The organism is Homoserinimonas sp. OAct 916 (genome assembly GCF_003260275.1).
In the GTDB taxonomy this organism is placed as follows: domain Bacteria; phylum Actinomycetota; class Actinomycetes; order Actinomycetales; family Microbacteriaceae; genus OACT-916.
The window spans coordinates 171599-195495 of sequence record NZ_QJHB01000003.1 but is presented as its reverse complement, the minus strand read 5'-3'; the positions used below and the strand labels follow the sequence as shown (position 1 = coordinate 195495).

At 62.3% G+C, this 23897-nt stretch carries 23 protein-coding genes and 2 pseudogenes; 8 read left to right on the top strand and 17 right to left on the bottom strand.

Annotated features, from left to right (window positions below):
• Positions 1 to 17 precede the first annotated feature (17 nt).
• Positions 18 to 449 carry a PPC domain-containing DNA-binding protein gene (locus tag DL891_RS04775; protein ID WP_111719276.1) on the top strand — a complete coding sequence of 144 codons (432 nt, stop codon included), beginning with the start codon at positions 18 to 20 and terminating at the stop codon, positions 447 to 449.
• Positions 450 to 465: 16 nt separating this feature from the next.
• Positions 466 to 873: pseudogene (locus tag DL891_RS17770) on the top strand (SDR family oxidoreductase); the annotation flags it as partial.
• Between the two features lie 196 nt (positions 874 to 1069).
• Here DL891_RS17770 and DL891_RS04765 read toward each other — a convergent pair.
• Both DL891_RS04765 and DL891_RS04760 read right to left on the bottom strand, forming a co-directional pair.
• Positions 1070 to 2182 carry an enolase C-terminal domain-like protein gene (locus DL891_RS04765; RefSeq protein WP_111719274.1) on the bottom strand — a complete coding sequence of 371 codons (1113 nt, stop codon included), beginning with the start codon at positions 2180 to 2182 and terminating at the stop codon, positions 1070 to 1072.
• A complete protein-coding gene (locus DL891_RS04760; protein ID WP_111719273.1) occupies positions 2175 to 3590 on the bottom strand; it encodes a sugar porter family MFS transporter in 1416 nt (471 codons plus the stop codon). Before DL891_RS04760 ends, DL891_RS04765 begins: the two co-directional genes overlap by 8 nt.
• Before the next feature lie 248 nt (positions 3591 to 3838).
• On the opposite strand from DL891_RS04760, the gene DL891_RS04755 reads away from it, so the two are divergent.
• The 4 genes from DL891_RS04755 (at position 3839) to DL891_RS04740 (ending at position 6630) form a co-directional block, all read left to right on the top strand.
• Entirely contained in the window at positions 3839 to 4165 is a 327-nt protein-coding gene (locus DL891_RS04755) for a hypothetical protein (RefSeq protein WP_111719272.1), read from the top strand.
• Positions 4166 to 4244: 79 nt separating this feature from the next.
• Positions 4245 to 5162, top strand: a complete 918-nt coding sequence (locus DL891_RS04750; protein WP_111719271.1) for an aldose 1-epimerase family protein — start codon at positions 4245 to 4247, stop codon at positions 5160 to 5162.
• A gap of 71 nt (positions 5163 to 5233) precedes the next feature.
• The gene (locus DL891_RS04745; protein ID WP_111719270.1) at positions 5234 to 6247 is read left to right on the top strand and encodes an SDR family oxidoreductase; all 1014 of its coding nucleotides are present in this window, start codon (positions 5234 to 5236) and stop codon (positions 6245 to 6247) included.
• Positions 6248 to 6312: 65 nt separating this feature from the next.
• Positions 6313 to 6630 (top strand): hypothetical protein, encoded by a 318-nt coding sequence (locus DL891_RS04740; protein ID WP_111719269.1) that lies wholly within the window; start codon positions 6313 to 6315, stop codon positions 6628 to 6630.
• On the opposite strand, the gene DL891_RS04735 is transcribed toward DL891_RS04740, so the two are convergent.
• The 7 genes from DL891_RS04735 to DL891_RS04705 all read right to left on the bottom strand — a co-directional run bounded on the left by DL891_RS04735 (position 6625) and on the right by DL891_RS04705 (position 15833).
• Positions 6625 to 8394 (bottom strand): glycoside hydrolase family 15 protein, encoded by a 1770-nt coding sequence (locus tag DL891_RS04735; protein ID WP_111719268.1) that lies wholly within the window; start codon positions 8392 to 8394, stop codon positions 6625 to 6627. The two genes, DL891_RS04740 and DL891_RS04735, sit on opposite strands and share 6 nt — an antisense overlap.
• 90 nt (positions 8395 to 8484) lie before the next feature.
• Positions 8485 to 9975, bottom strand: a complete 1491-nt coding sequence (locus DL891_RS04730) for a molybdopterin-dependent oxidoreductase (RefSeq protein ID WP_111719267.1) — start codon at positions 9973 to 9975, stop codon at positions 8485 to 8487.
• A gap of 43 nt (positions 9976 to 10018) precedes the next feature.
• Positions 10019 to 11854, bottom strand: a complete 1836-nt coding sequence (locus tag DL891_RS04725) for a thiamine pyrophosphate-requiring protein (RefSeq protein WP_111719266.1) — start codon at positions 11852 to 11854, stop codon at positions 10019 to 10021.
• A 12-nt stretch (positions 11855 to 11866) separates the two neighbouring features.
• The gene (locus DL891_RS04720) at positions 11867 to 13495 is read right to left on the bottom strand and encodes a GMC family oxidoreductase (RefSeq protein ID WP_111719265.1); all 1629 of its coding nucleotides are present in this window, start codon (positions 13493 to 13495) and stop codon (positions 11867 to 11869) included.
• Positions 13492 to 14133 carry a gluconate 2-dehydrogenase subunit 3 family protein gene (locus DL891_RS04715; RefSeq protein WP_111719264.1) on the bottom strand — a complete coding sequence of 214 codons (642 nt, stop codon included), beginning with the start codon at positions 14131 to 14133 and terminating at the stop codon, positions 13492 to 13494. Before DL891_RS04715 ends, DL891_RS04720 begins: the two co-directional genes overlap by 4 nt.
• Positions 14130 to 14591 carry a hypothetical protein gene (locus DL891_RS04710; RefSeq protein WP_111719263.1) on the bottom strand — a complete coding sequence of 154 codons (462 nt, stop codon included), beginning with the start codon at positions 14589 to 14591 and terminating at the stop codon, positions 14130 to 14132. Before DL891_RS04710 ends, DL891_RS04715 begins: the two co-directional genes overlap by 4 nt.
• 267 nt (positions 14592 to 14858) lie before the next feature.
• On the bottom strand, positions 14859 to 15833 hold the full coding sequence (locus DL891_RS04705; RefSeq protein WP_111719262.1) for a Ppx/GppA phosphatase family protein: 975 nt from the start codon (positions 15831 to 15833) through the stop codon (positions 14859 to 14861).
• A 282-nt stretch (positions 15834 to 16115) separates the two neighbouring features.
• Here DL891_RS04705 and DL891_RS04700 point away from each other — a divergent pair, with 282 nt between their 5' ends.
• Positions 16116 to 16871: a YqjF family protein gene (locus tag DL891_RS04700; RefSeq protein ID WP_111719261.1), complete on the top strand. Its 756-nt coding sequence runs from the start codon at positions 16116 to 16118 to the stop codon at positions 16869 to 16871.
• A gap of 77 nt (positions 16872 to 16948) precedes the next feature.
• Here DL891_RS04700 and DL891_RS04695 read toward each other — a convergent pair whose 3' ends face one another.
• From DL891_RS04695 to DL891_RS04680, 4 genes are all read right to left on the bottom strand, one after another.
• On the bottom strand, positions 16949 to 18211 hold the full coding sequence (locus DL891_RS04695; protein WP_111719260.1) for an NAD(P)/FAD-dependent oxidoreductase: 1263 nt from the start codon (positions 18209 to 18211) through the stop codon (positions 16949 to 16951).
• 744 nt (positions 18212 to 18955) lie between these two features.
• Positions 18956 to 19396, bottom strand: a complete 441-nt coding sequence (locus DL891_RS04690; RefSeq protein ID WP_111719259.1) for an RpiB/LacA/LacB family sugar-phosphate isomerase — start codon at positions 19394 to 19396, stop codon at positions 18956 to 18958.
• Between the two features lie 346 nt (positions 19397 to 19742).
• Complete coding sequence (locus DL891_RS04685; RefSeq protein ID WP_111719258.1) at positions 19743 to 19937, bottom strand: hypothetical protein; 195 nt, start codon at positions 19935 to 19937, stop codon at positions 19743 to 19745.
• Positions 19938 to 19974: 37 nt separating this feature from the next.
• Complete coding sequence (locus tag DL891_RS04680; RefSeq protein WP_111719382.1) at positions 19975 to 20346, bottom strand: carboxymuconolactone decarboxylase family protein; 372 nt, start codon at positions 20344 to 20346, stop codon at positions 19975 to 19977.
• Between the two features lie 281 nt (positions 20347 to 20627).
• Here DL891_RS04680 and DL891_RS04675 point away from each other — a divergent pair, with 281 nt between their 5' ends.
• On the top strand, positions 20628 to 20909 hold the full coding sequence (locus tag DL891_RS04675) for a cupin domain-containing protein (protein ID WP_157962390.1): 282 nt from the start codon (positions 20628 to 20630) through the stop codon (positions 20907 to 20909).
• Between the two features lie 245 nt (positions 20910 to 21154).
• On the opposite strand, the gene DL891_RS17440 is transcribed toward DL891_RS04675, so the two are convergent.
• The 4 genes and pseudogenes from DL891_RS17440 to ychF all read right to left on the bottom strand — a co-directional run bounded on the left by DL891_RS17440 (position 21155) and on the right by ychF (position 23838).
• The gene (locus DL891_RS17440) at positions 21155 to 21466 is read right to left on the bottom strand and encodes a hypothetical protein (protein WP_232819004.1); all 312 of its coding nucleotides are present in this window, start codon (positions 21464 to 21466) and stop codon (positions 21155 to 21157) included.
• Positions 21467 to 21688: 222 nt separating this feature from the next.
• A complete protein-coding gene (locus DL891_RS04665; protein ID WP_111719255.1) occupies positions 21689 to 22186 on the bottom strand; it encodes a hypothetical protein in 498 nt (165 codons plus the stop codon).
• 259 nt (positions 22187 to 22445) lie between these two features.
• Positions 22446 to 22646: pseudogene (locus tag DL891_RS04660) on the bottom strand (IS3 family transposase); the annotation flags it as partial.
• Positions 22647 to 22764: 118 nt separating this feature from the next.
• Entirely contained in the window at positions 22765 to 23838 is a 1074-nt protein-coding gene (ychF, locus tag DL891_RS04655) for a redox-regulated ATPase YchF (protein ID WP_111719254.1), read from the bottom strand.
• Between the last annotated feature and the right edge of the window lie 59 nt (positions 23839 to 23897).

Sequence of the window (23897 nt, the reverse complement as noted above, 5' to 3'; positions counted from 1 at the left end):
GGGAACGGAGAGCATGAATGCGTTACAAACTGATCGACGAGGATCCAAAGACGTTCGCTCTGATCTTCGATGCCGGTGACGAGTTGGTAGCCGGGCTGGAGCGTTTCGCGGTGGAGCAGGACGTCTCGGCCAGCAGCTTCACCGCTATCGGGGCGCTCTCATCTGTCACCCTCGCCTGGTTCGATTGGGAGACCAAGGAATACCGAACCTCCGTAGATCTGAATGAGCAGGTCGAACTCCTTTCCCTGATCGGCGACATTGTGCTGAAAGACGGAGAACCGGTGGTGCACGGCCATGTCGTCGTTGGCAGGCGAAATGGCACAGCGCACGGTGGGCACCTGCAGGAAGCGATCGTCAGACCCACCTGCGAGCTGATCCTGACCGAGACGCCGGCGCACCTGACAAAGCACATCGACCCTGAATCGGGCCTCGCGCTGATCCACCTGTGAGCATGCCGCGCACGCCGCCTCGGGCAAGCTGAACGACCCCAAGGGAAAGCTGTTCACGTTCACGGCCAACATCGCTGACTTTGACGACGTGGCCGGGTTGTGCTCGCAGACCGAGGGCGCGGTGGGTGATATCGACATCCTCGCCCAATCCTCCGGCGCTACCGGCGCCCAGGGGCAGTTCCACGAGATCGATGACCAAGGTTGGGTGAACACGATCACCGTGGATCTGCTCGGCCGTGCCCGGCTCACGCAGGCTTTCCTTCCTGTCCTGCGCAAGGGATCGAGGATGTCAATGCGACCCGTGTGGACGACACCGTATCAGCGATGTTCCGGGATCAGGAGATCCGACGACGGGTGGACCTCCTGCCAGAACGGGAAGCAAAGCTCATCAGGTTGCGTTACGGCGTGGAGTCCGAGCCGATGACTGCGGCCAGGTGGGCGTGATCCTCAGCTCGAGTTCACCGCATCTGTTGTCACCGGAACAACACCGTCCAACGGACCTCTCGCCGAATCCGAGAGCAATACAGTGACGCGGCATCGGCGACTTGCACCCGATCGATGATTTCGGCGATCCGAGCGCTGGGAGGACGCTTGTGGGCGCCCTCAGCGAAGATATGCGGTCAGGCGATGCGGAATTCGGCGGCGTCGGCCTCTCGCAATGTCAAGCCGTTGCCGGGCTCCTCGCGCGGTCGCAACACTCCCCCGCTCGGATCCAGCGTGCCGTCGAAGAAGATCGTCTCGATGCGTACATGGTCATGGAACCACTCCAGGTGGCGCAGGTTCGGCGTCGCCGCCGCAACGTGTACGTGCAGGTGCGGCCCGCAGTGGCCCGAAATCTCCAGCCCGTGACTTGCGGCAACGGCGGCTGCGCGCAGCCATTCGGTGATGCCGCCGCAACGGCTGGCATCCACCTGCAGGCAGTCCACGGCGTGTGCGTCACACATCCGACGAAAGTAGGTGAGGTCGAAGCCGTACTCCCCCGCGGTCACGTCTGCGTCGACAGCGTCGCGCACCTCGCGCAGTCCTGCCAGATCGTCAGAAGACACCGGCTCTTCGAACCAGTGCAGGTTCACGTCTGCCGCCCGGTGGGCGATGCGGATCGCCTGTTTGCGCGTGTAACCGCCGTTCGCATCGGCGAACAGTTCCACGTCGTCGCCGATGATGTGCCTGGCCTGGCGCAGCCGCGCGAGATCCCGGGTCGGGTTCGTACCCCACGATTCGCCGATCTTGATCTTCACTCGCGGAATCTGCTGGCCGTGTGCCCATCCACCCAACTGCTCAGCGAGCCGTGCCTCGGAGTACGTGGTGAAACCACCGCTGCCATACACCGGAACAGTGTCCCGAACCGCACCCAGCAGCCGGTGTAGCGGGAGGTCGAGCAACCGCGCTTTAAGATCCCAGAGAGCGATATCGACCGCAGATATGGCATAACCGATCGCGCCCTGGCGTCCGCTGTTTCGCACTGCTTTCACCATGGCGTCGAACCGGCCCCCGAGGTCCAGTGCACTCTGGCCGACGACCAACGGCGCCAACGTGTTCTGCACCACAGCGCCGCACTCGGCGGCGCCGTAGGTCCAGCCGATGCCAACAGAGGATCCGCTATACGCCTGAACCAGCACCATTGTCGTCGAGTCCCAAGTGATGGTGCCGTCTGCTTCCGGTTCGTCGGTCGGTACGGTGTAGACGCGAGCCTCGACCCGCTCGATGATCGGATCACTCAATTTCTCACTCATCAGAACCTGACTTCAGTGCAGCTGATACCTTGGCGTCCCCGCCCAGAAGTTCCTGCTGGATCTGCTCCAGCGACTTGTCCTTCGTCTCGGGCACCTTCCACGCGAAGAAGACGATCGCCAGAATACCCATGCCTCCGAACACGAAGAATGCGCCCTGTGTGCTGATGAGGGCGATCAACGTCAGGAACGTTCCTGCGACAACGAAGTTGGCCGCCCAGTTGAGCACCGTCGCGAACGACATCGCCTTGCTGCGGATTCCGGTCGGGTAGATCTCAGAGATCATCAGCCAGAACACCGGCCCGAGGCCGACTGCGAATGCTGCGATGTAGACGATCAGAGCGACCAGCGCGAGATAGCTGGCGTTGGTCTGCAACCAGGATGATGCGAAGAACACTCCGAGGAAGATAATGGCGACGGTGAGCCCCACCGTGCCGATCAGGAGCAACCGTCTGCGCCCGACCTTGTCGAGCAGCAGCACGGCGACGATGGTGAACACCACGTTGGTCACACCGACGAACACGGTCTGCGCGATCGAGGCGCTGTTAGTCAACCCCGTGCCTTTCAGAATCGTCGGCGCGTAGTAGATCACGGTGTTGATGCCGACGAACTGCTGGAAGATTGCCAGGCCCGCACCGATCCAGATCAGTGGGCGAATATTCGGCTTGAGGAGGTCTCGTACCCTCGACGAACTCTCCATTTCCTTGGCCTTCTGGATCTCTTCGATTTCTTTGTCGATGTCGGCGTGCGGGTCGCTGCCGCGAAGCTTCGTCAACACAGCACGGGCTTCGTCCTCCCTGCCCTGCTCCATCAGCCAGCGAGGCGTGTGCGGGACGGTCAGCATCCCGATCGCAAGTGCCGCTCCGGGGATCACGCCGACCCCGAGCATCCAGCGCCATCCGTCAGGCGTGGAGGAGAAAGCAAAATTCACCAGATAGGCGAGCAGGATCCCCGAGGTGATCAGCAACTGATTGAAAGACACCAAGCCACCCCGCACCCTCGGTGGAGAGACTTCGGCGATATAAAGCGGTGCAACGAAGGATGCCGTTCCGACGGACAGCCCCAGCAAGAACCGAAAGCCGATCAGCATCGGGATCGACACGGCGAACGCACAGCCCAGCGCACCAACCACGTAAATGCAACCGGAGATCACCTTCGTCCACTTTCGGCTGAGCTTGTCCGCCAGATAGCCTGACCCGATGGCGCCCAGGATGGCACCGAGCAGCAGCACCGAGACGATCCATTCCTGTGCCGTGCTGTTGGCGTTCAGATCCTTCTTCAGATAAAGGAGCGCGCCGGAGATGACTCCCGTGTCGAACCCGAACAGCAACCCTCCGATGGCCGCGATGATCGATATTCGCACGAGCATTCCGTTGCCGCTGGCTTTCAGCCCGGTGATGAAGTTGCTCATGACACACTCTCCGTCCCGACTTGCGAGGGAGGGGCGAATTGCCGACAGTCTCACGATCAGAGAGCAGGCATTATGTCCCCTATTCGCAGTTTGCCCCTTGCCGTGGGTGGCTGGCAGGCCCGGATTTTCACAGTGTCGCACCCGCTGAAAAGGACGCACTTCGCACTGGGAGGTACGGGACGGCAGACGTAACATGGCGAAAAGCGGGCTTTAGCTCGAAGTATTCTCACGCCGGAAAGAGAAACTACATGACAAATCGCCTGGAAGTAGTGCGTGGACTGTACGGCCTCTGCCTTCTGATTGCACCACGCCTCGTGGCCGAATCAGTGGTTCGGGTGCCGGTGAGTGAATCTGAGGCCACCGTGATCCGGGTGCTGGCTGGGCGGCACCTGGTGCAGGCGGTGCTCACCCTGAGGACCCAGCGCAGCAGCGTCCACGATCTCGCCGGGATCGTGGATGTTCTGCACGCGTTGAGCATGATCGGCGTGGGTATCATCAGCAGCGGCCATCGCCGGGCCGCCCTGTCGGATGCCGCCGTGGCGAGCACATTCGCGGTCCTCGAGTTTCGACGGTGAACTTTTTCGAACTCAGGTTCTCTTATCCTCCAAATGACGCCGGGCACGAGTCGCCGATGGTTCAAGATGGGAGCACACCATGACCGGGATGCCTTCCGGAAATCAGTGGGAGTTACGACGCGGCGAACAGGTCGTCGAGATCGCTGAGGTCGGCGCAGGCTTGCGGTCGTATACGGCCGGATCCCGCCGCGTGATCGACGGCTACCCGGTATCACAGATGTGTACCGGCGCGCGCGGCCATTCGCTGATCCCGTGGCCGAACAGGATCAAGTCCGGTAAATACACCTGGGATGGTGTCGATCGGCAACTTGATCTCACCGAACCGGCGACCTGCGGTGCGATCCACGGGCTGACCAGGTGGGCATCGTGGCAGGTGGTCGAACACGGTGATGATCATGCTTCCTTCCGCCACATCCTGTACAACTGCCCCGGTTGGTCATGGGTTCTGGATTGCCGGATCGACTACTCCTTGAACGACACGGGCCTCACCGTTCGGACAACGGCGACGAACATCGGCGAGGGCACCTGCCCGTACGGCACCGGTGCCCATCCCTACCTCACCGTGGGGACCGAGACGATCAACCCCGCGCTGGCTACGGTGCCCGGAGACATCTACCTGCCAGTGGACGACAAAGGGATTCCCACGGGGAGACAAACGGTGGAGGGCACCGAGTACGACCTGCGCAGTGCCTCCGAGCTGGGCACTCGAGAAATCGATGTGACCTATACCAACCTTACCCGGGACGCCGACGGGCGGGCCCGCGTCAGATTGTCGACGCGCGAGGGTGTCTCAGTGGCGCTCTGGGTGGACGACGCATACCCGTATCTCGAGATCTTCACGGGCGACGCGTTGCCTGAACCCGGGCGGCGGCGCACCGGATTGGGTGTGGAACCGATGACCTGCGCACCGAACGCCTTCAATTCCGGCGAGGGCCTGATCACCCTGAAACCGGGGCAGAGCCACAGTGCGACCTGGGGTATCGAGCCGTACGCCTAGGAACAGTGCGTCGTGAGCCGAGACACCAAACCATCTGGATGAAAAAAGGACATGACAAGGAAGAAGTTCCCATGAAAGATCCACAAGTAGTCGTCATCACGGGTGCCAGCGCTGGAATCGCGCGCGCCACGGCGAAGTTGTTTGCGAAGACGGGCGCCAACATTGGGCTCATCGCCCGAGGGGAGACCGGTCTGGCCGGGGCCAAGAAAGATGTGGAGGCTGCCGGGGGGCACGCGTTGACGATTCCCACCGACGTGGCCGATTACGACCAGATGGAGGCTGCGGCGGTCGCCGTTGAAGATGCCTTCGGGCCGATTGACGTCTGGGTCAACGTGGCTTTCACGTCTGTGTTCGCCCCGTTCACCGAGATCAAACCGGATGAATTCAAACGGGTGACTGAAGTCTCCTACCTCGGCTTCGTCTACGGCACCCACGTCGCACTGTCCCGGATGATCAAACGCGACCGCGGCACCATCGTGCAGGTCGGATCCGCCCTCGGATCACGCAGCATCCCGTTGCAGTCCGCCTACTGCGGCGCCAAGCACGCGATCAACGGCTTCACGGAATCCGTGCGCACCGAGCTGATCCACGACCACAGCAAGGTGAAGATCACCGTCGTGCAGATGCCGGCGGTGAACACGCCGCAGTTCTCCTGGGTGTTGTCGCGCCTGCCGAACCATCCACAACCGGTACCGCCGATCTACCAGCCCGAGGTCGCCGCCCGCGGAGTGCTTTACGCGGCCCGGCACCCGTCGCGCAAGCAGTACTGGGTCGGGCTATCGACGGTCAAGGCCATTGTCGGCAACAAGTTCATTGCGCCACTGTTGGATCACTACCTGGCTCGAACCGGCTACAAATCCCAACAGACATCCGAGAAGGTCTCACCGGACCGTCCGAACAATCTCTGGGAACCACGCGACGGCGCCGACGGTCACGACTTCGGGGCGCACGGCATCTTCGATGACAAATCAAAGGGACACTCTGGGCAGATGTGGTTCTCTCACCACGTCAAGCTGGTCATCGGCTCTGCTGTCGGCGGACTCGGGCTGATGGCACTGATCACGGCCAGGACGGTACGACGATGACGAAGACGCATCGATCTGGCCGGGCAACCGTGCCAGGATCACCAGGCAGCGTGATCCTGTGCGAAATGGCACCGGATCAGAGCATCCAACAGATCAAGGCGCTCATGATGGGCGGATATGGGGCCGGGGCCAGCCAAGCGACCATCAACGCTATGACACGCGACCGTATGGTGATCGCCGGACGGCCGATACCCCAGCAGCGGGAAGACCTGGCGGAACAGACCCTCAGTGCACGCGGTGACACGACCGGCCTGCTCGGACGCATGCTCCGGATCGCCCAGCGGAGCCTGTTCATGGTCGGCCTGGTGTCTCTGGTTCTGGTCGAGGTGGTGCGTCTGACCACTCGTTATTCGCGTGTTTCTGCTGGTGACCGCAGGCTATGATGCGGCCCACGGACCGGCGAGCCGTGCGGAGCATTCCAGCATCAGCGCATGCACGAATGCCTGCGGCAGGTTGCCACGCAACTGGCGCTGGGTCACATCGTATTCCTCGGTGAAAAGACCGGGAGAGCCGCAGGCGGCCCGATTTCTTTCGAACCAACGGGCAGCGGCGACTTCGTTGCCCTGCTGGTGCTGGGCAAGCGCCATCGTGAACCCACAGAGTAGGAACGATCCTTCCGCCTGCGCCAGTGGTCCTGGCCCCTGCCGGAACCGGTAGAGATAGTTGTCGTCGACCAGTTCGTTCTCAATCGCCCGCAGGGTGGCCAGTGTGCGCGGATCATCTGCTGCGACAGCGCCACGGATCGGAGGAAGCAGCAGCGCCGAGTCAAGTCCCTCGTCGTCGGGCGCCCGTTGCCAGCGCCCGGTCGGGTGGGTCGATGTCGAAGCCGTCTCCGCCAGAATGGTGTCAGCCAGAGAAAGCCAGTCGCCGACTTTGCTCGCCGGAGCGCCGACTTTGCTGATCGCCTGAAGGCCCGCAACGCAGATCAGGCGACTCTCGGTCCAGTTCTTGTCGTCCAGTTCCCAGATGCCGGCCTCCGGGTCACGCCAACGTGCACCGATCGCGGCGGCAGCCGTCTCAGCAGCCCGCCAGCCATCGGCGTCGAGGTGATCATGCCTGGCTGCAGCAGCCAGCAGGAGCAACGACTCGCCGAGCGCGTCGAGCTGGAACTGAGCGTTGGCATGGTTACCGGCCACATCGGAGCCGCCCGGGTATCCCGGCAGTTTCAGGGGCTTCTCATCCGGGACCCGGCCACCGAGTGTGGTGTATGCCGGTTTCAGGTCGGGGCCGTCTGCCAGCACTCGTTCGGAGACGAAACGAACGGCGTCATCGAGAAGCGGATGCGTGCCGCTGGCGGCGATTGCCTGACCGGCAAAGCACTGGTCCCGGATCCATACATAGCGGTAGTCATAGTTGCGGCCCTGCTTGGCGCGCTCTGGGAGGCTCATGGTCGCGGCGGCGACCATCCCACCTCCCGTGCTGGTCAGCCCACGCAACACCGCGTACGAGTGCCTGGAGTCCGAGGGAGCGATTGTTTCCCCGAACTCTGGAACGGCGGCGCGCCACGCGCTTGACGTGGCTTCCCATGCCGTGTCCGCATCGATGAGTTGCTCGGGCACGGCCCTTTCAGAGATCTCCAGCACGAAATCGTGGTGACCGCCGACTGGAACGGTCAGATCCATCGTGAGCGGTTGTGAACCGTCGCCCTTCGGGCGTGCGTCATCCGCGCCCGTCCAACGAACCTTCAGCTGCCCAGATGTTGCCGTCCAAACCCCGCTCTTTCGAGAAAGCGAGTGGGTCTTGTGTCGGCCGAACCCGGCGCGCGGCTCCAGCACTATTGTGACGTGGGCTTCGCCGTCGACGGCGATGACCCGTCGCAACAACACCAAACGGCCCGGCTCGGCCGGGAAAGCCAATGCTTCGCGGCATTCGATGATGCCGCTTGTGGTCACCCACCGGCTGCGCCAGATCAGGCTGCCCTCTTCGTAGTAGCCTCCCCAGACGAACTCGTCGACCGGCGTGATCGCATAGATTCCTTCACCACCGATCAGTTTCGAGAACACGGCGTCGGAGTCCCACCGTGGAGCGCACATCCAGACGATTTCACCGCGCGGACCGATCAGGGCGCCACGCTCCCCGTCGGCGATCAGCGAATATTCTCTCAGAACACGGGGAGGAAACTGGGGTTCATCTGTGGTGTCTGCCATTGCGATACTTCCTTGATTGTGTGCCTCCGGCCAGTCGACGACCCTCGCCGCCCCGTTGCGGGGAGACGGCCACCGGACGTGCCAACAGAGTCATATGCCGGCCGCATTGGCGTAGAACTGCTGATCTTCGCGCCACCCGCCCTGGCCCATGCCTATGTTGCGGTAATCGGCGACGAATTCGATGGCGCACACCCACTTCACCATCTTGAAACCGAGCTGGGTCTCGAGTCGGACCCGTATCGGGGCACCGTGTTCAATCGGCAGTGGTGCACCGTTCATCTCCAGAGCGAGGATCGATTGCGGGTTCTTGGCGAGGTGCAAGGGGATGCTGCCGTAAAAAAAGCCGTAGCGCCCCTCCCCCTCCGTGAGCCCCTTGTCATCCATGGCGTAGAACACGACGTGCTTGGCGGCCTCCTGCGGGTGCACCAGTTCGATGATCGTCGCCAATGGCACCCCGCCCCATTCGGCGACGGCGGTCCAGCCCTGAATGCAATTGTGCTTGGTGATCTGTGATTGCTCACCAACTTTGCGAAGGTCTCCCAGTGAGAGCGAGACCGGATGGTCGACCAGACCGCCGATCGGCAGGCGGTACTCCGTGAATCCGCTCGCCACCAACCGCTCGTACGCATGATCGACCGGGGGGTAGCCGTTGACCCGGAAATACGGTGAGATGTTCCTGCGCGTGAACCGTTGGCGGGAGGTGAACGCCTTGGAGAACATCTTCTCGAAGGGGTTCACCATCACTCCGAGCGTTCGTTGGGTGGCGCGGCGGTACCGCAGAGAGAACCAGGTGATCACCACATGCACGATGACGATCAGAGCGATTCCGGTAAGGCCAATGATGATTGCCTTCGTGCCGTTGGCATTCTGGTCGGCAAGGACGATACCGGCTGCTTCGTTCGGGATGTTGTGAACCAGCACCATGAACGTGTGGATGACGGTGAACACGCCGAAGGCAGCCAGCCCGAGAAAGTGCAGGCTGCGCGCTCCTTGTTTGCCTTTGAAGATTTTTCCGTACCACGGGAATCGTGCCAGTACCGACGGTGACATCGCAGCGCCGGTGAGCACCTGGAATGGTGCCAGCAAAAAGATGACCATGAAATACGCCAGCTTCTGGGCGGGCTCGAACGGTTCGCCGACAATCTTTGCCGGGATTTCGAAGTGCAGGTAGGTGCCGATGGAGTTGATCGAATCGGGGACGATCGACCAGTGCGTGGGGATCAGGTACTGCCAGTATCCGGTGGCGAAGACCATGACGATGTAGACCACCCCGGTGAGGATCCAGAACTGCACCCCGGAGAAGTGCCAATGTCTGCCGATTCCGATGTTCCTCTTGCCGGGCAACGCGATCATCGGCCACCAAGCCTCTTCCTCGTCCAATGACGACCAGAGTTTGCGTGAGTCCGCCCCATACATCTTCTTCGAGAACCTCAACCATTCCCGGCCGGGAGGGCAGTTGTCGTACCAGTACAGCTTGGGAAATGCGGACAGTACTTCTAGCCCGCTCCGCGCCAGGAGAAGCAGGAAGAAGATGTTCAGGAAGTGGGTGACCGCCACCCACCATGGAAAGAATTCAGGCATCGCTTATCCTTATCCACCCTTCGAATGGTGCACAATGCGTTACTCAGTCGCGATCATCCTCGTCGTCCTGACCAATGTGGAGTGTTCCTTTGACCCGTTCGACACCCTCGGTGAAGAGTGCTTTGGCCGAATCCTTGATAACCGCGAGTTCGTCGGGGTCGCCTTTCAGCAGGGCCTTCGCTGTGTTCTTGGCGTACTCAAATGTGATGTGCGGCGGAAGCGGTGGCACGTTCTTGCTCGTGTAGGCGTCGATCAGGGTGACACCCCGGTTCGCAAAAGCGGTGTCCCAGGCCCTCCCCACCTCGTCGTCGGTCTTTACGCGGATTCCCGTGAAACCGAGCAGTTCGGCCCAGCCGGCATAGTCCACCGATTCGACATCCTGTGAGGTGGACCACACCGGGTTGGCGTCTTCGGTGCGCATCTCCCACGACACCTGGGTGAGGTCATCGTTGTGCAGCACCATGATGATGAACTGTGGATTGTCCCATTTCTTGAGGTACTTCTTGATGGTGATCAATTCGTTCATACCGAGCATCTGAAATGCACCGTCACCGATCGTGCACACCACCGTCCGGTCAGGGAACGCAAACTTCGCGGCTGTCGCGTACGGCATAGCGGCCAGCATGCTGGCCAGCCGCCCCGACAGGTCACCCATCATTCCATCACGCAGCCGGATGTGGTGCCCGTACCAGTCCGCGGTCGACCCCGCATCGCAGGTCACGATGGCACGGGCAGGAAGACGCTTGTTGAGCTCATGGTAGACGCGCCGCGGGTTCACCCCATCGTCATAGGTCTCCATCGCCTGGGCCTCCATCTCGTTCTCCCACTCGACCATCTCGTCGGCGACGGTCTTCTGCCAGGAGAGATCTGACTTCTGCTCCAAGAGCGGGATGAGTGCGTTCAACGTCGCCTTCACGTCACCCCAGAGGTTCACCTCCGTGGGGTACCGCAGACCCATCTGTTCAGGCTTCAGATCCACTTGAATCGCTCTGGCCTGCCCACTCTTCGGCAGGAACTGGCCGTACGGATAGTTGGTTCCGAGCAGCACGAGGGTGTCGCATCCGCTCATCTGGTGAAGACTCGGCAGGGAGCCGAGAAGACCAAGTTGTTGTGAGTAGTGAGGCACATCGGAGGGGATGACCTGCTTGGCCCGGAGGGCGGTGATGATGCCGGCACCACAGAGTTCTGCGGCTTTGAGAACCTCATTTGTCGCACCGTTCGAACCATGGCCCACGAGGAAGGTGACTTTGCTCCCCGCGTTGATGATGTCTGCGGCGGCCCGGAGGTCACTCTCGGCCGGGGTGATCCGGATCGACGGGGCGACTGCGCTGGAGCGGGACACCCAGTTCTGTGGCTCGAGTTCGGGCATGTCCATTCCCTGCACGTCATGCGGGATGATGATCGCGGCGGGTCCGAGGTGCACGCGAGCAGTGCGGAACGCCGTGTCCACGACGGCTTGCGCCTGCGCTGGTGAGACTATCGTCTGCACGTAGACGGCCACATCGGCGAGACTGCGCTCGAGGTTGTTCTCCTGCTGGGTAAAGGTTCCCAGCGCATCCAGGCCCTGCTGTCCGATGATGGCCACCACCGGCTGGTTGTCCGACTTCGCGTCGTACAGACCATTGATCATATGGAACGCACCAGGGCTGGAGGTCGCGATGCACACCCCGACCTCCCCGGTGAACTTCGCGTGAGCGGTGGCCATGAGCGAACAGATCTCCTCATGGGTCGGGCGGATGTAGTCGAGCCCTTCCCCCTTACGCTCGGCTTTGCCGAGCGCACCGTCGAAGTCGCCGATTCCGTCGCCGGGAAACGCGAAGACTCGCGTCACACCCCATTCTTTGATTCGTTGGATCACAAAATCACTTACTGTGCCCATGGTGGGGCCTTCCTACGTGCGTTGTTGGGTCAGCCGAGCGGCGGCGCGGGCCGCGACGGCCATGATGGTCAGCGCCGGGTTGGCGCTTCCCTGGGTCGGCAGTACGCTGCCGTCGACGATCAGCAGGTTGGGCACTGCGAAACTGCGGCAATCGGCATCCACGACTCCCTTCTGCTCGGTGGCGGCCATGCGGGCGCCACCCACCAGATGCGCATACCTGTTTATGGTGATCACCTCGTCGGCACCGGCGCCCTTCAGGATGTCTTCCATGACTCCGGTCGCGGCTTTCATCAGCGCGCGGTCGTTGTCGCACTGGCTGTAGTCGAAGCGGGCGATCGGCATTCCGTGGCGATCCTTCTCGTCTGCGAGGGTCACCCGATTGTCCGGCAGCGCCAAGAATTCACACAGCGACCCGAGGCAGGCCCAGTGCACGTAGTCACTCATGTAATTGCGGAGGTCAGCACCCCAGTAGCCCTGCGCCGAGACGTGTTCCGCCCACGTGATCGGCAACGGGGAGACCGTCTGGATCGAGAAGCCGCGCTTATATGGCTTGCCTGGATCAGTCTCATAGAACTGCTCCGAGCTGACTTCGGGGGGTGGCGCCTTCCACATGCGAACCTCGTCGTCGAACCGGCCCGCGGTCTGCGGCGCTCCCTGCACCATCAGGTAGCGGCCGACCTGGTCGAAGTCGTTGCACAAGCCGTTGGGAAACCTGTCAGACGTGGAGTTGAGCAGCAACCTGGGCGTCTCGATCGAGTAGCCAGCGACGGCGACCATGCTCGCTCGTTGAAAACGGGAGACGCCTCCTCGGGCGTAGTGCACGCCGGTGGCGCGCCCGGTGCGCTGGTCGATCTCGATTCGGGTGACCATCGAATCAGGGCGCACCTCGGCGCCATGGGCCAAGGCATCCGGCACATGGGTGATCAACGGAGATGCCTTTGCGTTCACCTTGCAGCCCTGCAGACAGAAGCCGCGGTAGATACAGTGCGGCCGGTTGCCGAACCGGCCGTTGGAGATTGCCACAGGACCGACCTTCGCGGTGATCCCACAGGCGAGCGCACCACGCTGGAACAATTCCCCGTTACCCCCGACCGGGTGCGGACGTTGCGGATAGCCGTGTGGGTCGCCCCAGGGCCAGTCCTCACCGGAAACCGGCAGCTCTTCTTCGATCAACTCGTAATACGACTTGAGGTTGCCGTAGTCGATCGGCCAGTCTGCGCCGACGCCGTCGTTTGTGCGAGTACGAAAATCACTGGGATGAAACCTCGGGGCATACCCGGCGTAATGGACCATCGATCCGCCGACACCGCGCCCGGAGTTGTTCGACCCGAGCGGCACCGGGTCGCTCCCGCCGATCTTCCGCGGTTCTGTCCAATACAGGTGGTGCGAGCCCGCCTCATCGCTGACCCAGTCGGTCTCCGGCTCCCAGAACGGGCCAGCGTCCAATGCGACCACCCGCGCACCCGCCCTGGCCATTCGCTGCAACAATGTCGATCCCCCGGCCCCGCAGCCGACGATGACCAGATCGACCTCGTCGTCGTCGTCGAATCGGCGCATGTTGTCGCGCAGCCCCGGTTCCATGCGCGAGCCGTCGGCTGTCATCAGCCAGGCCGATTCGTTGCGTTCCCTGACTTCGCTCATTGCCCTTTTCCTTCCACCGGGTCGTCACCGGGGCGGGCGTCGTGCACCTCAAACGATTCGAGCCGGTTGACGCCGATGTTCTTGTAACCGCGCGGGTAGGCCGGACCGTCGAAGCCGATCTCGTTCCACGCCTGCGGATGCGAGTAGAACGCGGTGCACGCATAGCGCGTCCACAGGCTCCACACCTGCGCGGCGACCATTCCGTGCCACTGGTCGCTCCCCCGGTTCTGTATCGCCGTGAGGATGGCCGATTGGTCATCCCAGTCACATTCCGCGAAGAGGCAGCCGTGTGCCTCGCGGCTGTCGTCATCGAGGTTTGTAAGGGACGCACGCCAGGCGGCTTCATCCGGCGGCATGGTCTCGTAGTGCCAACCATCGGTCAGGTTCTCCGCGAGCCGAGCGTCGACCATCTCGGTGACCGGTACCCGTGGTTCGGAACGCTGGTAGAGCAGTTGGTCGAACAATGCGGTTGCCGCTGCCTGTTCCGACTCGGTGAAGAAGCGCACCGGGGTCTGCATGCCGAGGCGCTTCTCGACGACGGCCCGCGTGGTCTCATCCCAGTGCCGTGCCTGGGTGGTCACGTCGAAATCGGGAAAGCGGCCACCGCCGTGGCGGGGGTCAAGAGGGAGAGTGCTCATTTTTCGCGCCGAAGAATCGCGGCCAGCAACCCCATGCCGCCGACCAGGGTGACCAACAGGGGCGCCATCAGTGGCGGCCCCATCTCCATGTTGTAGCGAAAGTTCTTCCAACCACCCGGTTTCTGCTTGATGCCGCGACCATGAAACCAGACCCCCTGCAGACCGTTGGCGACGATCGTTGCCGACACCAGGGGAAGCACCGTCTTGGCCGCACGATGGTTGACCACGCCCGCGACCCCGGCGACCGCACCGATCGGACCGAGTACGACCGGTACCCACATCCACTTGTTGCCGTAACTGGCCGAGTCGTGTTCAAAGAAGATCTCGGCGCTGACCGCCAGTGCCCCACCGGCGGTCAGCGCCGCCAGGCTGCGTTCGAAACGGCCGGTTCGCACGTTGCGCACCAAGCGGTCGATTCCGTGAACCACCTCCACGGCTTTCACCGATTTCTTCGCCATTGCCCGACCTCTTCCTGACTTCGAACACGGTGCGCACTCAAGTCCCACCGAATGCGTTGCTCCTTTACACACTGCGTCGGACAGGCAGGACGTGCAAGCCTCTTCACCCGATTCGCCGGTGAAGAATCGGTGGACCTTCAGATTCATCCCGCGCGCATGTTTCGCGCTAACGGGCCTTCCTGGCGCCCCGGAATGCCCGTTAGCGCACACTCGGTAAAGCCGCCCGTCTATCAGTTGAAATCGAACGCGTTGCGCAACCGAATGACGTCAGTGCGCAGCCCCAGCAGATCCCAGTGACAGCGCGACACCATCGAGGATGTCGTGATCGCTTGTGGTGACGGTTTCGAGGGGGCGACCGGCTTCCGCCGTGGCCTCCGCGACCCGGTGCAGAACAGTCGACCAGATCACCGCGCCGGCGGCGATGACGTCGACACGGCCCGGGTGCATGTATGGCAGCGCCACCCGCTCCGCGCGGGGCATGCGGCTGAGCGCCGCGCATGCTTCCAGCACATCGGCCAGTGGGAGACGGCTGCCGCTGATGGACTGCACGTCGTAGGAGCTGAGGCCAAGGGCGTGTGCCGTGATGGTGCCGATGGTGCCGGCCACTCCGACGACCTCGGTGGCCAGACCCAGATCAACGGCATCGGTGGCCGTGTCCAGCGCCTCGTTCACGTCGCGCCGAATGCTGTCAAGCTCTGCTTCCAATGGTGGGTCGCTGTGCAGGTGTCGCTCGGTGAGACGCACGCATCCAACGTCCATCGAATAGGCGGAGTCGGGGGTGTGGGTGCCGAGCACCAACTCGGTGGATCCGCCCCCGAGGTCGACAACGAGATATTTGTCGGTGACGGCGGGTGCGCCCGATGCTGCGAGCGCAATCAGCGCGCCGCGAAAGGACAACGCCGCCTCCTCGGTGCCCGGAATGACTTCGGCGGGCACACCCAGGATCGCGTGCACCGCGTCGGTGAACTCCGCTCGGTTGGCAGCGTCTCGGGTCGCCGAGGTGGCCACGAATCGAATGCGCTCCACCCCGTGCTTGCGACACATGTCAGCGTAGTTTCTCGTTGCTGTGAGGGTGCGCTCGAGCGCAGCATCGCTGAAGCGGCCGGTGCGGTCAACGCCCTCTCCGAGCCGCACCAACTCGCGGGTACGCACCACATCGAGAAGGCCGCCCTCGCCATCGAGGTCGGCAATGAGCAGGCGGATTGAGTTCGTTCCGCAATCGACGGCGGCAACACGGGTCATTGATGGCTCCTCAGGCTGTGCACGTGCTTCGAGGCTACCGGAGGTGCCGCACACGCCGATGCGGCCAGGCATCCGTGATCCACACTCTGAGGCGGGCCGCTCATAGTCAGTACGGCTCGCGCTGAACGTGGCGCCTACGACTATCCGCGAGACTTCAGATGAATGGATGCACGAATTGGTGCGTTGCTCAGGCCGCACCGACCGACGACGGTCGTTGCGTCCGTTCACGCACGACGTGTTGTTGCGGATCCCATGCCCCACAAACAATAATCAACTCTTACGATGAACTCCGTTGCACCGTCCACACTCGCACCCCCACTCGGCAGGCGCGCTATTCTGCGACAACGGTGGAGCGACGTGACGCTTCTGCACTGGCGGGTCGACCCTAAGGTGGTCGAACGCTACTTGCCTGCAGGGTGCACTCCCGATGTGATTGACGGGAGCTCCTGGGTGGGTCTCATCGCGTTTCAGATGTCGAAGAGTTCGTTCTTCGGTGGCCCACCCATCCCGTGGCTCGGTGACTTTCCTGAGGTGAACGTTCGTCTCTACTCGATTGACGAACGGGGCCGGCGGGGAGTTGTCTTTCTCAGTCTTGAGGCATCGCATCTCATACCGGTGCTCATCGCACGGGCACTATTCGGTCTGAAGTATCAGTGGGCGGTGATGAAGCTGGGGCGACGCAACGGCAAAGTCGCGTACCGTACGAAACGCCTCGGTCGGCCTGATGCCGCATCGCACATTATCGTGCGACCGAGTCACGACCCGGTGGCGAATGCTGCGATCTCCGCCGATCCTGTTTCTATATTTTTGACTGCACGCTGGGGTTTTCACGAAACCCACCGCGGTCGCACCATATTTTGTCGCAATCACCACGAGCCCTGGCCGCTTCAGCATGCTGAACTTGTGCATGTGAAAGACGGGTTGCTGGCTGCGGCCGGCTTCTCAGACCTGGCGGATCGAGCTCCCGATTCGGTGTTGTACGCCGCTGAGGTCATCACCGACTTCGCGTCTCCGCAGCGGCAGAAGCGTCTCCGTTAGCCAGAATTGAAGCACCTCCGTTTTCTCGGAGTGGGGTGCTCCGTGGCTGTGGGAGCAGCCAGTTCCCTTTTGCAGCTTTACTGCCACTGCTCCAGCAGATCCGCGACAGCCCGGGCTGCACGGTCACCGGAAACGAGCGCGCCCTGGATCGAGCCTGTTCCCCGGTGATCCCCCGTCACGAGCACGCGGTCACCCGTCCACGTGGGTCGGCGATCCTCGAGTGGCGGCAGCTGGGCCGGGAGCGCGTGGGGTACGACGTGGTGCACGAACACCTCCCAGCCCTGGGTGGATCTCTGATACAGGCGCTCGAGGTCACGGCGAACGTCGTCCTCTCCCGCGAGGCCGTCGGGGCGGTCCAACAACGTGGTCGCCTCGACGAGATGCTGTCCGGCCGGGGCGTAGGACGCTGCAACTTCGGAGACCACGGCGGTGTGCCAGATCGGTCCGGCAGGTCCGCCACCTGGTGTGCTGGCGTCGATCATCAAGAACGGCCCTGCGTGCGGCCGTTCTGGAGCCCGGAACCACCACGTGGTCAGCCCGCGGGTGAGAGGTGCGGGTAGCTCTGTGAGTTCAGCGAGATCCTGAGGGCCAACGGCGACAACCGCGATTCGTCCCCTGATCGTCCCGTTGTCTGTCGTGACCTGGACGCCGCCCGGCACCTCGCGCACCTCGCGCGCCGCGGTGCCCAGCCGCACCGGCTCCACCAACGAGGCAGCCATCTGCTCGGGCAGCGCCTGCATCCCCGCGCGTGGCAGCCCCGGGGCACCGAGTGCAAAGTAACGCATCAGCTGCCGAACGTGGTTGGCGGAGCTCTCGCCCGTGCTATCGGCAAGTACCCCCGCCAAGAAGGTGTCGAGCACGTCGCTTCGCAACCGACCGGTGAAACCTGCTTCGTCGAGAGACGTGCGAAGTGCCTGGTCGCGCGCGGAACGGGAGGCGGTTGTGGGTCGCAGCAGGGTTGGACCGAACCATCGGGCGAGAGCGACCAGGTCAGGAAGGGGCGTGAGCTCGCTCCGCAGCGTGGGGAGGGCGAGCCGCGGATGACGAATCGGATGAGCAAGGGTGGTGGTGGTCGCGCCTGTGCGAACCACTACTCCGACGCCGAACTTCTGCAGCTCGAGCGCCTGCACGTCGATCCAGTCGCGCACCGCCGGGTAAGCCGGGTTCAGCAGTTGGAAGCCTCGGTCGCACTGAAAGCCATCGATATGGTCAGTCCTCACCCGGCCGCCGACAGCCTCCTCGGACTCGAGAACAATGACACTTCGACCGCTGCGCTGGGTACGACGTGCGCACTGCAGACCGGCGAGGCCTGCGCCGATGACGATGACGTCGGTGTCCATGGGCTCCATCCAGTTGCGTTCAAGTCTGGCTCTGGCCGGCATTCCGAGCAACTTGGATTCGCTGCACCGTTCGGCGCCTGGTCTCACCTATCCGGCGCTGAAAACAGGACGAATCGCGGCCCCGCCAGCGATGACAGGTCGGATCGCACGCTAGAGGCGAATCCCTCCTGTTTTCGAATCCGCCGGGCCGCGAATCTCGACCGCCCTTCGGCCGTGCTGGAAATATATGAGGCGGTTGTCGCCCGATATGGATACGAATGCACAGGTGGCCGTGCCGCGTTTCCAAGCCCGTGACTGTCGTACCCTGACCGCGCATCCGGCGCCGAATACAGGACGAATCGCAGCTCCGCGTACGAAAACAGGGCGGATCGCCGCCTTCGCGTGATTCCCCCTGTTCTCGAAACAGCGGGGCGTGGAGCTATACGTTCAATCGGAACTCCACCCCGTTACGTCGCCGAATTGTATGGCGGCTGCCTGAAACCTTTGCCTCCGCTCGAGAATCCCACACCAGAATGACCTGGTGAGGCTGACGCCGAAAAACCGCGGCCGGGGTGAGTGCGCGTAATTAGACGTTGTGGATGCTGGCTCTTCAACGCCAAGGAACGGCTGGATCGCGCGAGCGTACTCATCTGATTTTCCTGCACGCACCACAGTCGTGCCGTACGAGATGCGGAGATTGTCGAGAAGTTGAAGTTGAAGTTGAACCCGATCGAGCACCCTTTCGAATCAACTCGCTGATGCGATTCAGCGCGACTCGTAGGCCGCGATCTCCTCGAGCTTCTGCCCATAAGCGCTCGACGGGTCATGGCGCAGATCCAACCAGATGTCCACGAGCGCTTTGGCCGCAGGAGGAGTGATGACGTTCTGCCCCATGCAAAGGACTTGGGCGTTGTAGTTCTCGACAGCACCGTGCACCGTCACCAGGTCGTGAGCCGTCGCGGCCCGCACCCCAGCGACCTTGCTCGCTGCGATTGCGGTCCCGATGCCGGTCCCGCAGACGAGGATTCCCCGATCTGCCTTTCCATCGAGGATGGCCTGCGCCGCCATGAAGGACACCGCCGGGTAAGTGATATCCGCGGTCGACAAGTCCACGACTTCGCTGACGCGCGTATCCGCTTCGAGCAGTGCTTTCAGCTCGTCTTTCAACGCCGCGCCATTCGCCGGCGCCCCGATCACAATCCGCATGTCCAAACCTCTCGTTTTCGTCTAGTTTATAAGCTCGCGCCACAGCACCTTCCGATCTGAACGCCGAGCCGTCCACGCGGTCGGGTTTCTACCTGCGACAGTCGCAGGTGCCGAAATCAGGGAAAAATCGCGGCCCCGACAACGAAAACAGGACGAATTGTCTGCTCCAGGCGAATCCGTCCTGTTTTCGCCACAGCAGGGGTGTGGAACTACACGTTGAAGCGGAACTCGACCACGTTCCGTTGCCAAAAGGCATGACCAAAATCTGAAGCAGTTCGATTCCGCTCGTCAATCGCTTCAACGGCAGAACTCTTCCCGGCGAACGCCTGTGCCGAGGCGAGGGCATTTAGTCGGATGTTGTCGAAGCGGGCCGTTCTCGGCCGAGGAACGGTTGAATCGTACGAGCGTGCTCATCGGATTTCCCCGAACGCAACACGGTCGCACCGTAGGAGATGCTGATGTTGTCGAGCCGACCGTCGGCATTCTCATCCCAGGTGGCTGCTTCCCCCGTCGGGTCAAGATTTCTTGAGGCCCAGTTCACCTCGAAGTCCCCGACGGTGGCGTTTCGACGCGCGTTGTCAGTCCCCGAACGCAGCTTTCATGCAGCGCATGGCCGCTAGGGTCTTCGGAACTCCGATGTAGGGCATGAGATGCACGAAGCATTCCGCTACCTCTTCTTTGCTCATGCGGGCGACATCTACCGCCGTCTTGATGTGACCGGTCAGCTGCGGTTCAGTTCCGCCCATGGCCGCGAGCGCCGCCATGTTCAGCATCTGGCGATCACGCAGCTCGAGGCCCTCGCGCTGGTATGTGCCCCCGAACACCGCACCGACCACCCAGTCAGACGCACCCGGAGCGAACTCGTCCAATTGCCTCTTCCACGCCGCCGCACTCTCTGCAGACTGAGTCTCCTCGACGAACTGGTTGCCCTTCGCCATGTTCAATTCCATGCTGTCCTCCTCGGTCAGGAACGATTCGACGATCACGATAGCCCACCGAACTGAGTCGACATCCGCACCCTACGACATGAATGCGCACAACCCGTGCGTCAGGTCATGAGGTGCGCGGCGAGCGGTGGACGCCGCGTATCGTAACCTCGAGAAGCTTCCGAACACTTTCGGTCGGACCATGGTGAGTTACGAGAAGTTCCGTCATGTGCAGTGGACTCGACGAGCCGCTCCTGACCTCGAGTCTTCGGTGGCATCATGAAAACATGTCGGAAGGGGAAGCTGTGAGAAAAACCGTTGACCTGCTCGATGGTGCTGTGCTCATGACCAAGCGGATGGAGGGTACCGACGGCGCTGAGTTCCCGAAGCACACTGCTTCGCTGGAGTCGGCGCTGGTGATACTGGAGGGGTCGTGCACTATCGCCTTCCCGGATGCCGTCCACGAGTTGCGGCCCGGCGACACCTTCCTCGTCCCCGCCAATGTGGTGCACCACGTGGTGGGTACTCCTGACTTCCAAGCCATCCACATCATGCCGAAAAACATCCGCTTCGACTTCACTGTGTGAGGAGAGACCGCTGGAGAGTCAGACGTTGAAGCGGAACTCCACCGCGTTCCGTAGCCGGATAACATCTGGGGCGGGTCGTTCGCACGCAACGACATACTGGGAAAGTCCGAGTTTCAGAGCGGTGCGGACTCCCTTTCCCCGCTCAGCCTCGGCGGGAAGCGACTCTCTTGAAGCGAGACCAACACCGCGGCGGCGACGCTTGAGAGCAACGCCAACACTGCAGTAATTCCCAGTTGAAACGCCGCCTATGATGTTGAACCATCAACCAGCGCGATCGACGCAGAAACATCGACTCCGAGCACAAGAGCTCCGGCTGCGGCACCGACCACGGAGGCACGGACACGGACGCCCGGCGGCCTCTGGATTCCTCTGTCGACGGCCACAATCGAAATCCCGCTTCCCACGATGGAAGCGACCGCAACGCCCACCCCGCACAGTCCATAGAAAGCGACCGACCGCACAACTTCCTCGGCGGTCAGGTATGACCGCCAGTCTGGATTCCCGATGGCGACTAGGAGCCCGAAGAGCGCTGCCCCCAGAGTGAATCCGAATGCCATTCCCAGCACACCGACTCACCAATATCTCTGGAACATGGCCCGACTCTATGCGCACGCTCAAGCAACGACGGCCCCGCCTGCCGAAGCAGACGGGGCCGTCTCAGAAACTCAAAGAGCTATACATTAAAGCCTCAGCCAGCGATCCGGATCAGCAGGGCGTAAATTCTGCTTTCACGGATTCCATTACGTTATGCACATTCGATGAATCGAGTTTAGGTTCGCTCAGGAGAGTAGCGTGAGCAGGCCGAGTGGCGCTGCCGGTACCTTTCCCGGCCATGAACCGAAGTGTTCAGCAGCTTCCGTATGCCCCGTGAAGTAACCGTTCTCGTGCGCGAAAACGCCCCAAAGCTCACCGACGTACTTGCCACGAGTGGTTTCCCAGCCGTTCGCTTGCAGTGCCGCAACCGGGTCAAACTTCGTGCCCTGCGGGAGGTTCAATGTAACGGTGAGCTTGGGCGGTTCGTTGCGAGTTTCAACCGACCAAATGACTTGCAAGAAGAACTCCGCCAACTCTGCGGCACCCTTGACTTGATAACCATCCTCAACGGTGACCTCGAGTTGGCAGAAGGCGGTACCGCCAACATCAAGGAATCGCGGCGCTGTTTCAGCGCACATGACCTCCGCATTGGAGAGACCATCAATCTCGTTGACCATCGACGCCGCTTCGCTCGGGCTCAGTCCGCCGCGCCCATCGATTCCGCATCCGGTAAGAAGAAGCACTGCGGCAAGCCCACACAACACCCGCCTCATCGCTCAATCACCATGCTTGGCTCACGGGACATGCGCCCACCCTACCAAGAAGCACTGTCGGGCCCGCCGCTCTGGGAGCTTCACCATTCGTGCGAGCCTCAGCCACCGATCCGGTCTCACGGCGGCCCGCCCGTACAGGCGCCCGCGCGGATGAGAGTGGTGAGTGACCTGAATCAACATGCTGGTGTTGTGTTGCACGTGGCCCTGCCCCCGGTTCGTGGACACGGGGTTATGCATCTTGTTGAAGCTCCGCGGTCTGGTCTGAGTATCGCAGCTCGAAGCTGACCGGGGTCACCTGCCCGAGTGAGGCGTGCCGGCGGCGCCGGTTGTAGCGGTCCTCGATCCATTCGCCGACCTCGAGTTTGGCCTGCTTCTTCGTCGGCCAGACCCGGCGGTGATAGAACTCGGTCTTCAGCGTCGCGAAGAACGACCGCTGCCTTAGGTGCGTGCCCCGCTTTGCCTAGTTAGCGATCAGCGCCTCCATCCTTCATCCGAGTCAACTAGATCGACAGCAGTCCCTCCCGGGCCGTCCCAGAAGCTAGCGAGAACTACACGTTGAAGCGGAACTCCACGACGTCGCCGTCCTTCATGACGTAGTCCTTGCCTTCCATGCGAGCCTTGCCGTGGGCGCGCGCCTCGTGCACCGAGCCGGTGGCGACCAAGTCGTCGAACGAGATGACCTCGGCCTTGATGAAGCCCTTTTGGAAGTCGGTATGGATGACCCCGGCTGCTTGAGGCGCGGTCCAGCCCTTGTGGATCGTCCAGGCCCTGGCCTCTTTCGGTCCCGCCGTGAGGTAGGTCTGCAGCCCGAGCGTGTCGAAGCCGATTCGGGCGAGTTGGTCGAGCCCGCTCTCGGTCTGGCCGGTCGACTCCAGCAACTCTGCGGCATCTGCGGCATCAAGGTCGATCAGTTCGCTCTCGAGCTTGGCGTCGAGGAAGATCGCCTCGGCCGGGGCGACAAGGGCGGCCAAGGCGGCCTTCTTCGCGTCATCCGTCAGCACAGCCTCGTCAACGTTGAACACGTAGATGAACGGCTTCGCGGTGAGCAACCCGAGATCCTTGATCGGGGTGAGGTCGATGTCTGAGCTGGACAGCGGCTTGCCGGTGTCCAGGAACGCCTGCGCCTCTTTCGCGGTTGCCACGACGATCGGCTCGACCTTCTTGCCCTTCAACTCCTTCTCCAGGCGTGCCACGGCCCGCTCGAGGGTCTGCAGGTCGGCCAGGATCAGCTCGGTGTTGATGGTCTCCATGTCGCTGGCCGCATCGACCTTGCCGTCGACATGCACCACGTCGGGGTCGTCGAAGCCGCGGATGACCTGCGCGATGGCGTCGGCCTCACGAATGTTCGCGAGGAACTTGTTGCCGAGCCCCTCCCCCTCGCTCGCGCCGCGCACGATGCCGGCGATGTCGACAAACGACACCGGAGCGGGCAGGATGCGCTCACTGCCGAAGATCTCGGCCAGCGTGTTGAGTCGTTCATCCGGCAGCGTCACCACGCCCACGTTCGGCTCGATCGTGGCGAACGGGTAGTTCGCGGCGAGCACGGTGTTCTTGGTGAGGGCGTTGAACAGGGTTGACTTGCCCACATTGGGGAGTCCGACGATTGCAATAGTAAGGGCCACGTTGGTCAATGGTACTTGGTTGACCGCCCCGGCCGATGGCGCGGCTTCCCAGCGGCCGC

What these genes read in the sequence shown, in the direction of transcription:
- DL891_RS04705 (WP_111719262.1), bottom strand. Translation starts at nt 15,833, where the DNA reads ATGACCCGTGTTGCCGCCGTCGATTGCGGAACGAACTCAATCCGCCTG.
- DL891_RS04700 (WP_111719261.1), top strand. Translation starts at nt 16,116, where the DNA reads ATGAACTCCGTTGCACCGTCCACACTCGCACCCCCACTCGGCAGGCGC.
- DL891_RS04715 (WP_111719264.1), bottom strand. Translation starts at nt 14,133, where the DNA reads ATGAGCACTCTCCCTCTTGACCCCCGCCACGGCGGTGGCCGCTTTCCC.
- DL891_RS04730 (WP_111719267.1), bottom strand. Translation starts at nt 9,975, where the DNA reads ATGCCTGAATTCTTTCCATGGTGGGTGGCGGTCACCCACTTCCTGAAC.
- DL891_RS04710 (WP_111719263.1), bottom strand. Translation starts at nt 14,591, where the DNA reads ATGGCGAAGAAATCGGTGAAAGCCGTGGAGGTGGTTCACGGAATCGAC.
- DL891_RS04695 (WP_111719260.1), bottom strand. Translation starts at nt 18,211, where the DNA reads ATGGACACCGACGTCATCGTCATCGGCGCAGGCCTCGCCGGTCTGCAG.
- DL891_RS04755 (WP_111719272.1), top strand. Translation starts at nt 3,839, where the DNA reads ATGACAAATCGCCTGGAAGTAGTGCGTGGACTGTACGGCCTCTGCCTT.
- DL891_RS04690 (WP_111719259.1), bottom strand. Translation starts at nt 19,396, where the DNA reads ATGCGGATTGTGATCGGGGCGCCGGCGAATGGCGCGGCGTTGAAAGAC.
- DL891_RS04760 (WP_111719273.1), bottom strand. Translation starts at nt 3,590, where the DNA reads ATGAGCAACTTCATCACCGGGCTGAAAGCCAGCGGCAACGGAATGCTC.
- DL891_RS04750 (WP_111719271.1), top strand. Translation starts at nt 4,245, where the DNA reads ATGACCGGGATGCCTTCCGGAAATCAGTGGGAGTTACGACGCGGCGAA.
- DL891_RS04725 (WP_111719266.1), bottom strand. Translation starts at nt 11,854, where the DNA reads ATGGGCACAGTAAGTGATTTTGTGATCCAACGAATCAAAGAATGGGGT.
- DL891_RS04765 (WP_111719274.1), bottom strand. Translation starts at nt 2,182, where the DNA reads ATGAGTGAGAAATTGAGTGATCCGATCATCGAGCGGGTCGAGGCTCGC.
- DL891_RS04680 (WP_111719382.1), bottom strand. Translation starts at nt 20,346, where the DNA reads ATGGAATTGAACATGGCGAAGGGCAACCAGTTCGTCGAGGAGACTCAG.
- DL891_RS04740 (WP_111719269.1), top strand. Translation starts at nt 6,313, where the DNA reads ATGGCACCGGATCAGAGCATCCAACAGATCAAGGCGCTCATGATGGGC.
- DL891_RS04720 (WP_111719265.1), bottom strand. Translation starts at nt 13,495, where the DNA reads ATGAGCGAAGTCAGGGAACGCAACGAATCGGCCTGGCTGATGACAGCC.
- DL891_RS04735 (WP_111719268.1), bottom strand. Translation starts at nt 8,394, where the DNA reads ATGGCAGACACCACAGATGAACCCCAGTTTCCTCCCCGTGTTCTGAGA.
- DL891_RS17440 (WP_232819004.1), bottom strand. Translation starts at nt 21,466, where the DNA reads ATGGCATTCGGATTCACTCTGGGGGCAGCGCTCTTCGGGCTCCTAGTC.
- DL891_RS04745 (WP_111719270.1), top strand. Translation starts at nt 5,234, where the DNA reads ATGAAAGATCCACAAGTAGTCGTCATCACGGGTGCCAGCGCTGGAATC.
- DL891_RS04775 (WP_111719276.1), top strand. Translation starts at nt 18, where the DNA reads ATGCGTTACAAACTGATCGACGAGGATCCAAAGACGTTCGCTCTGATC.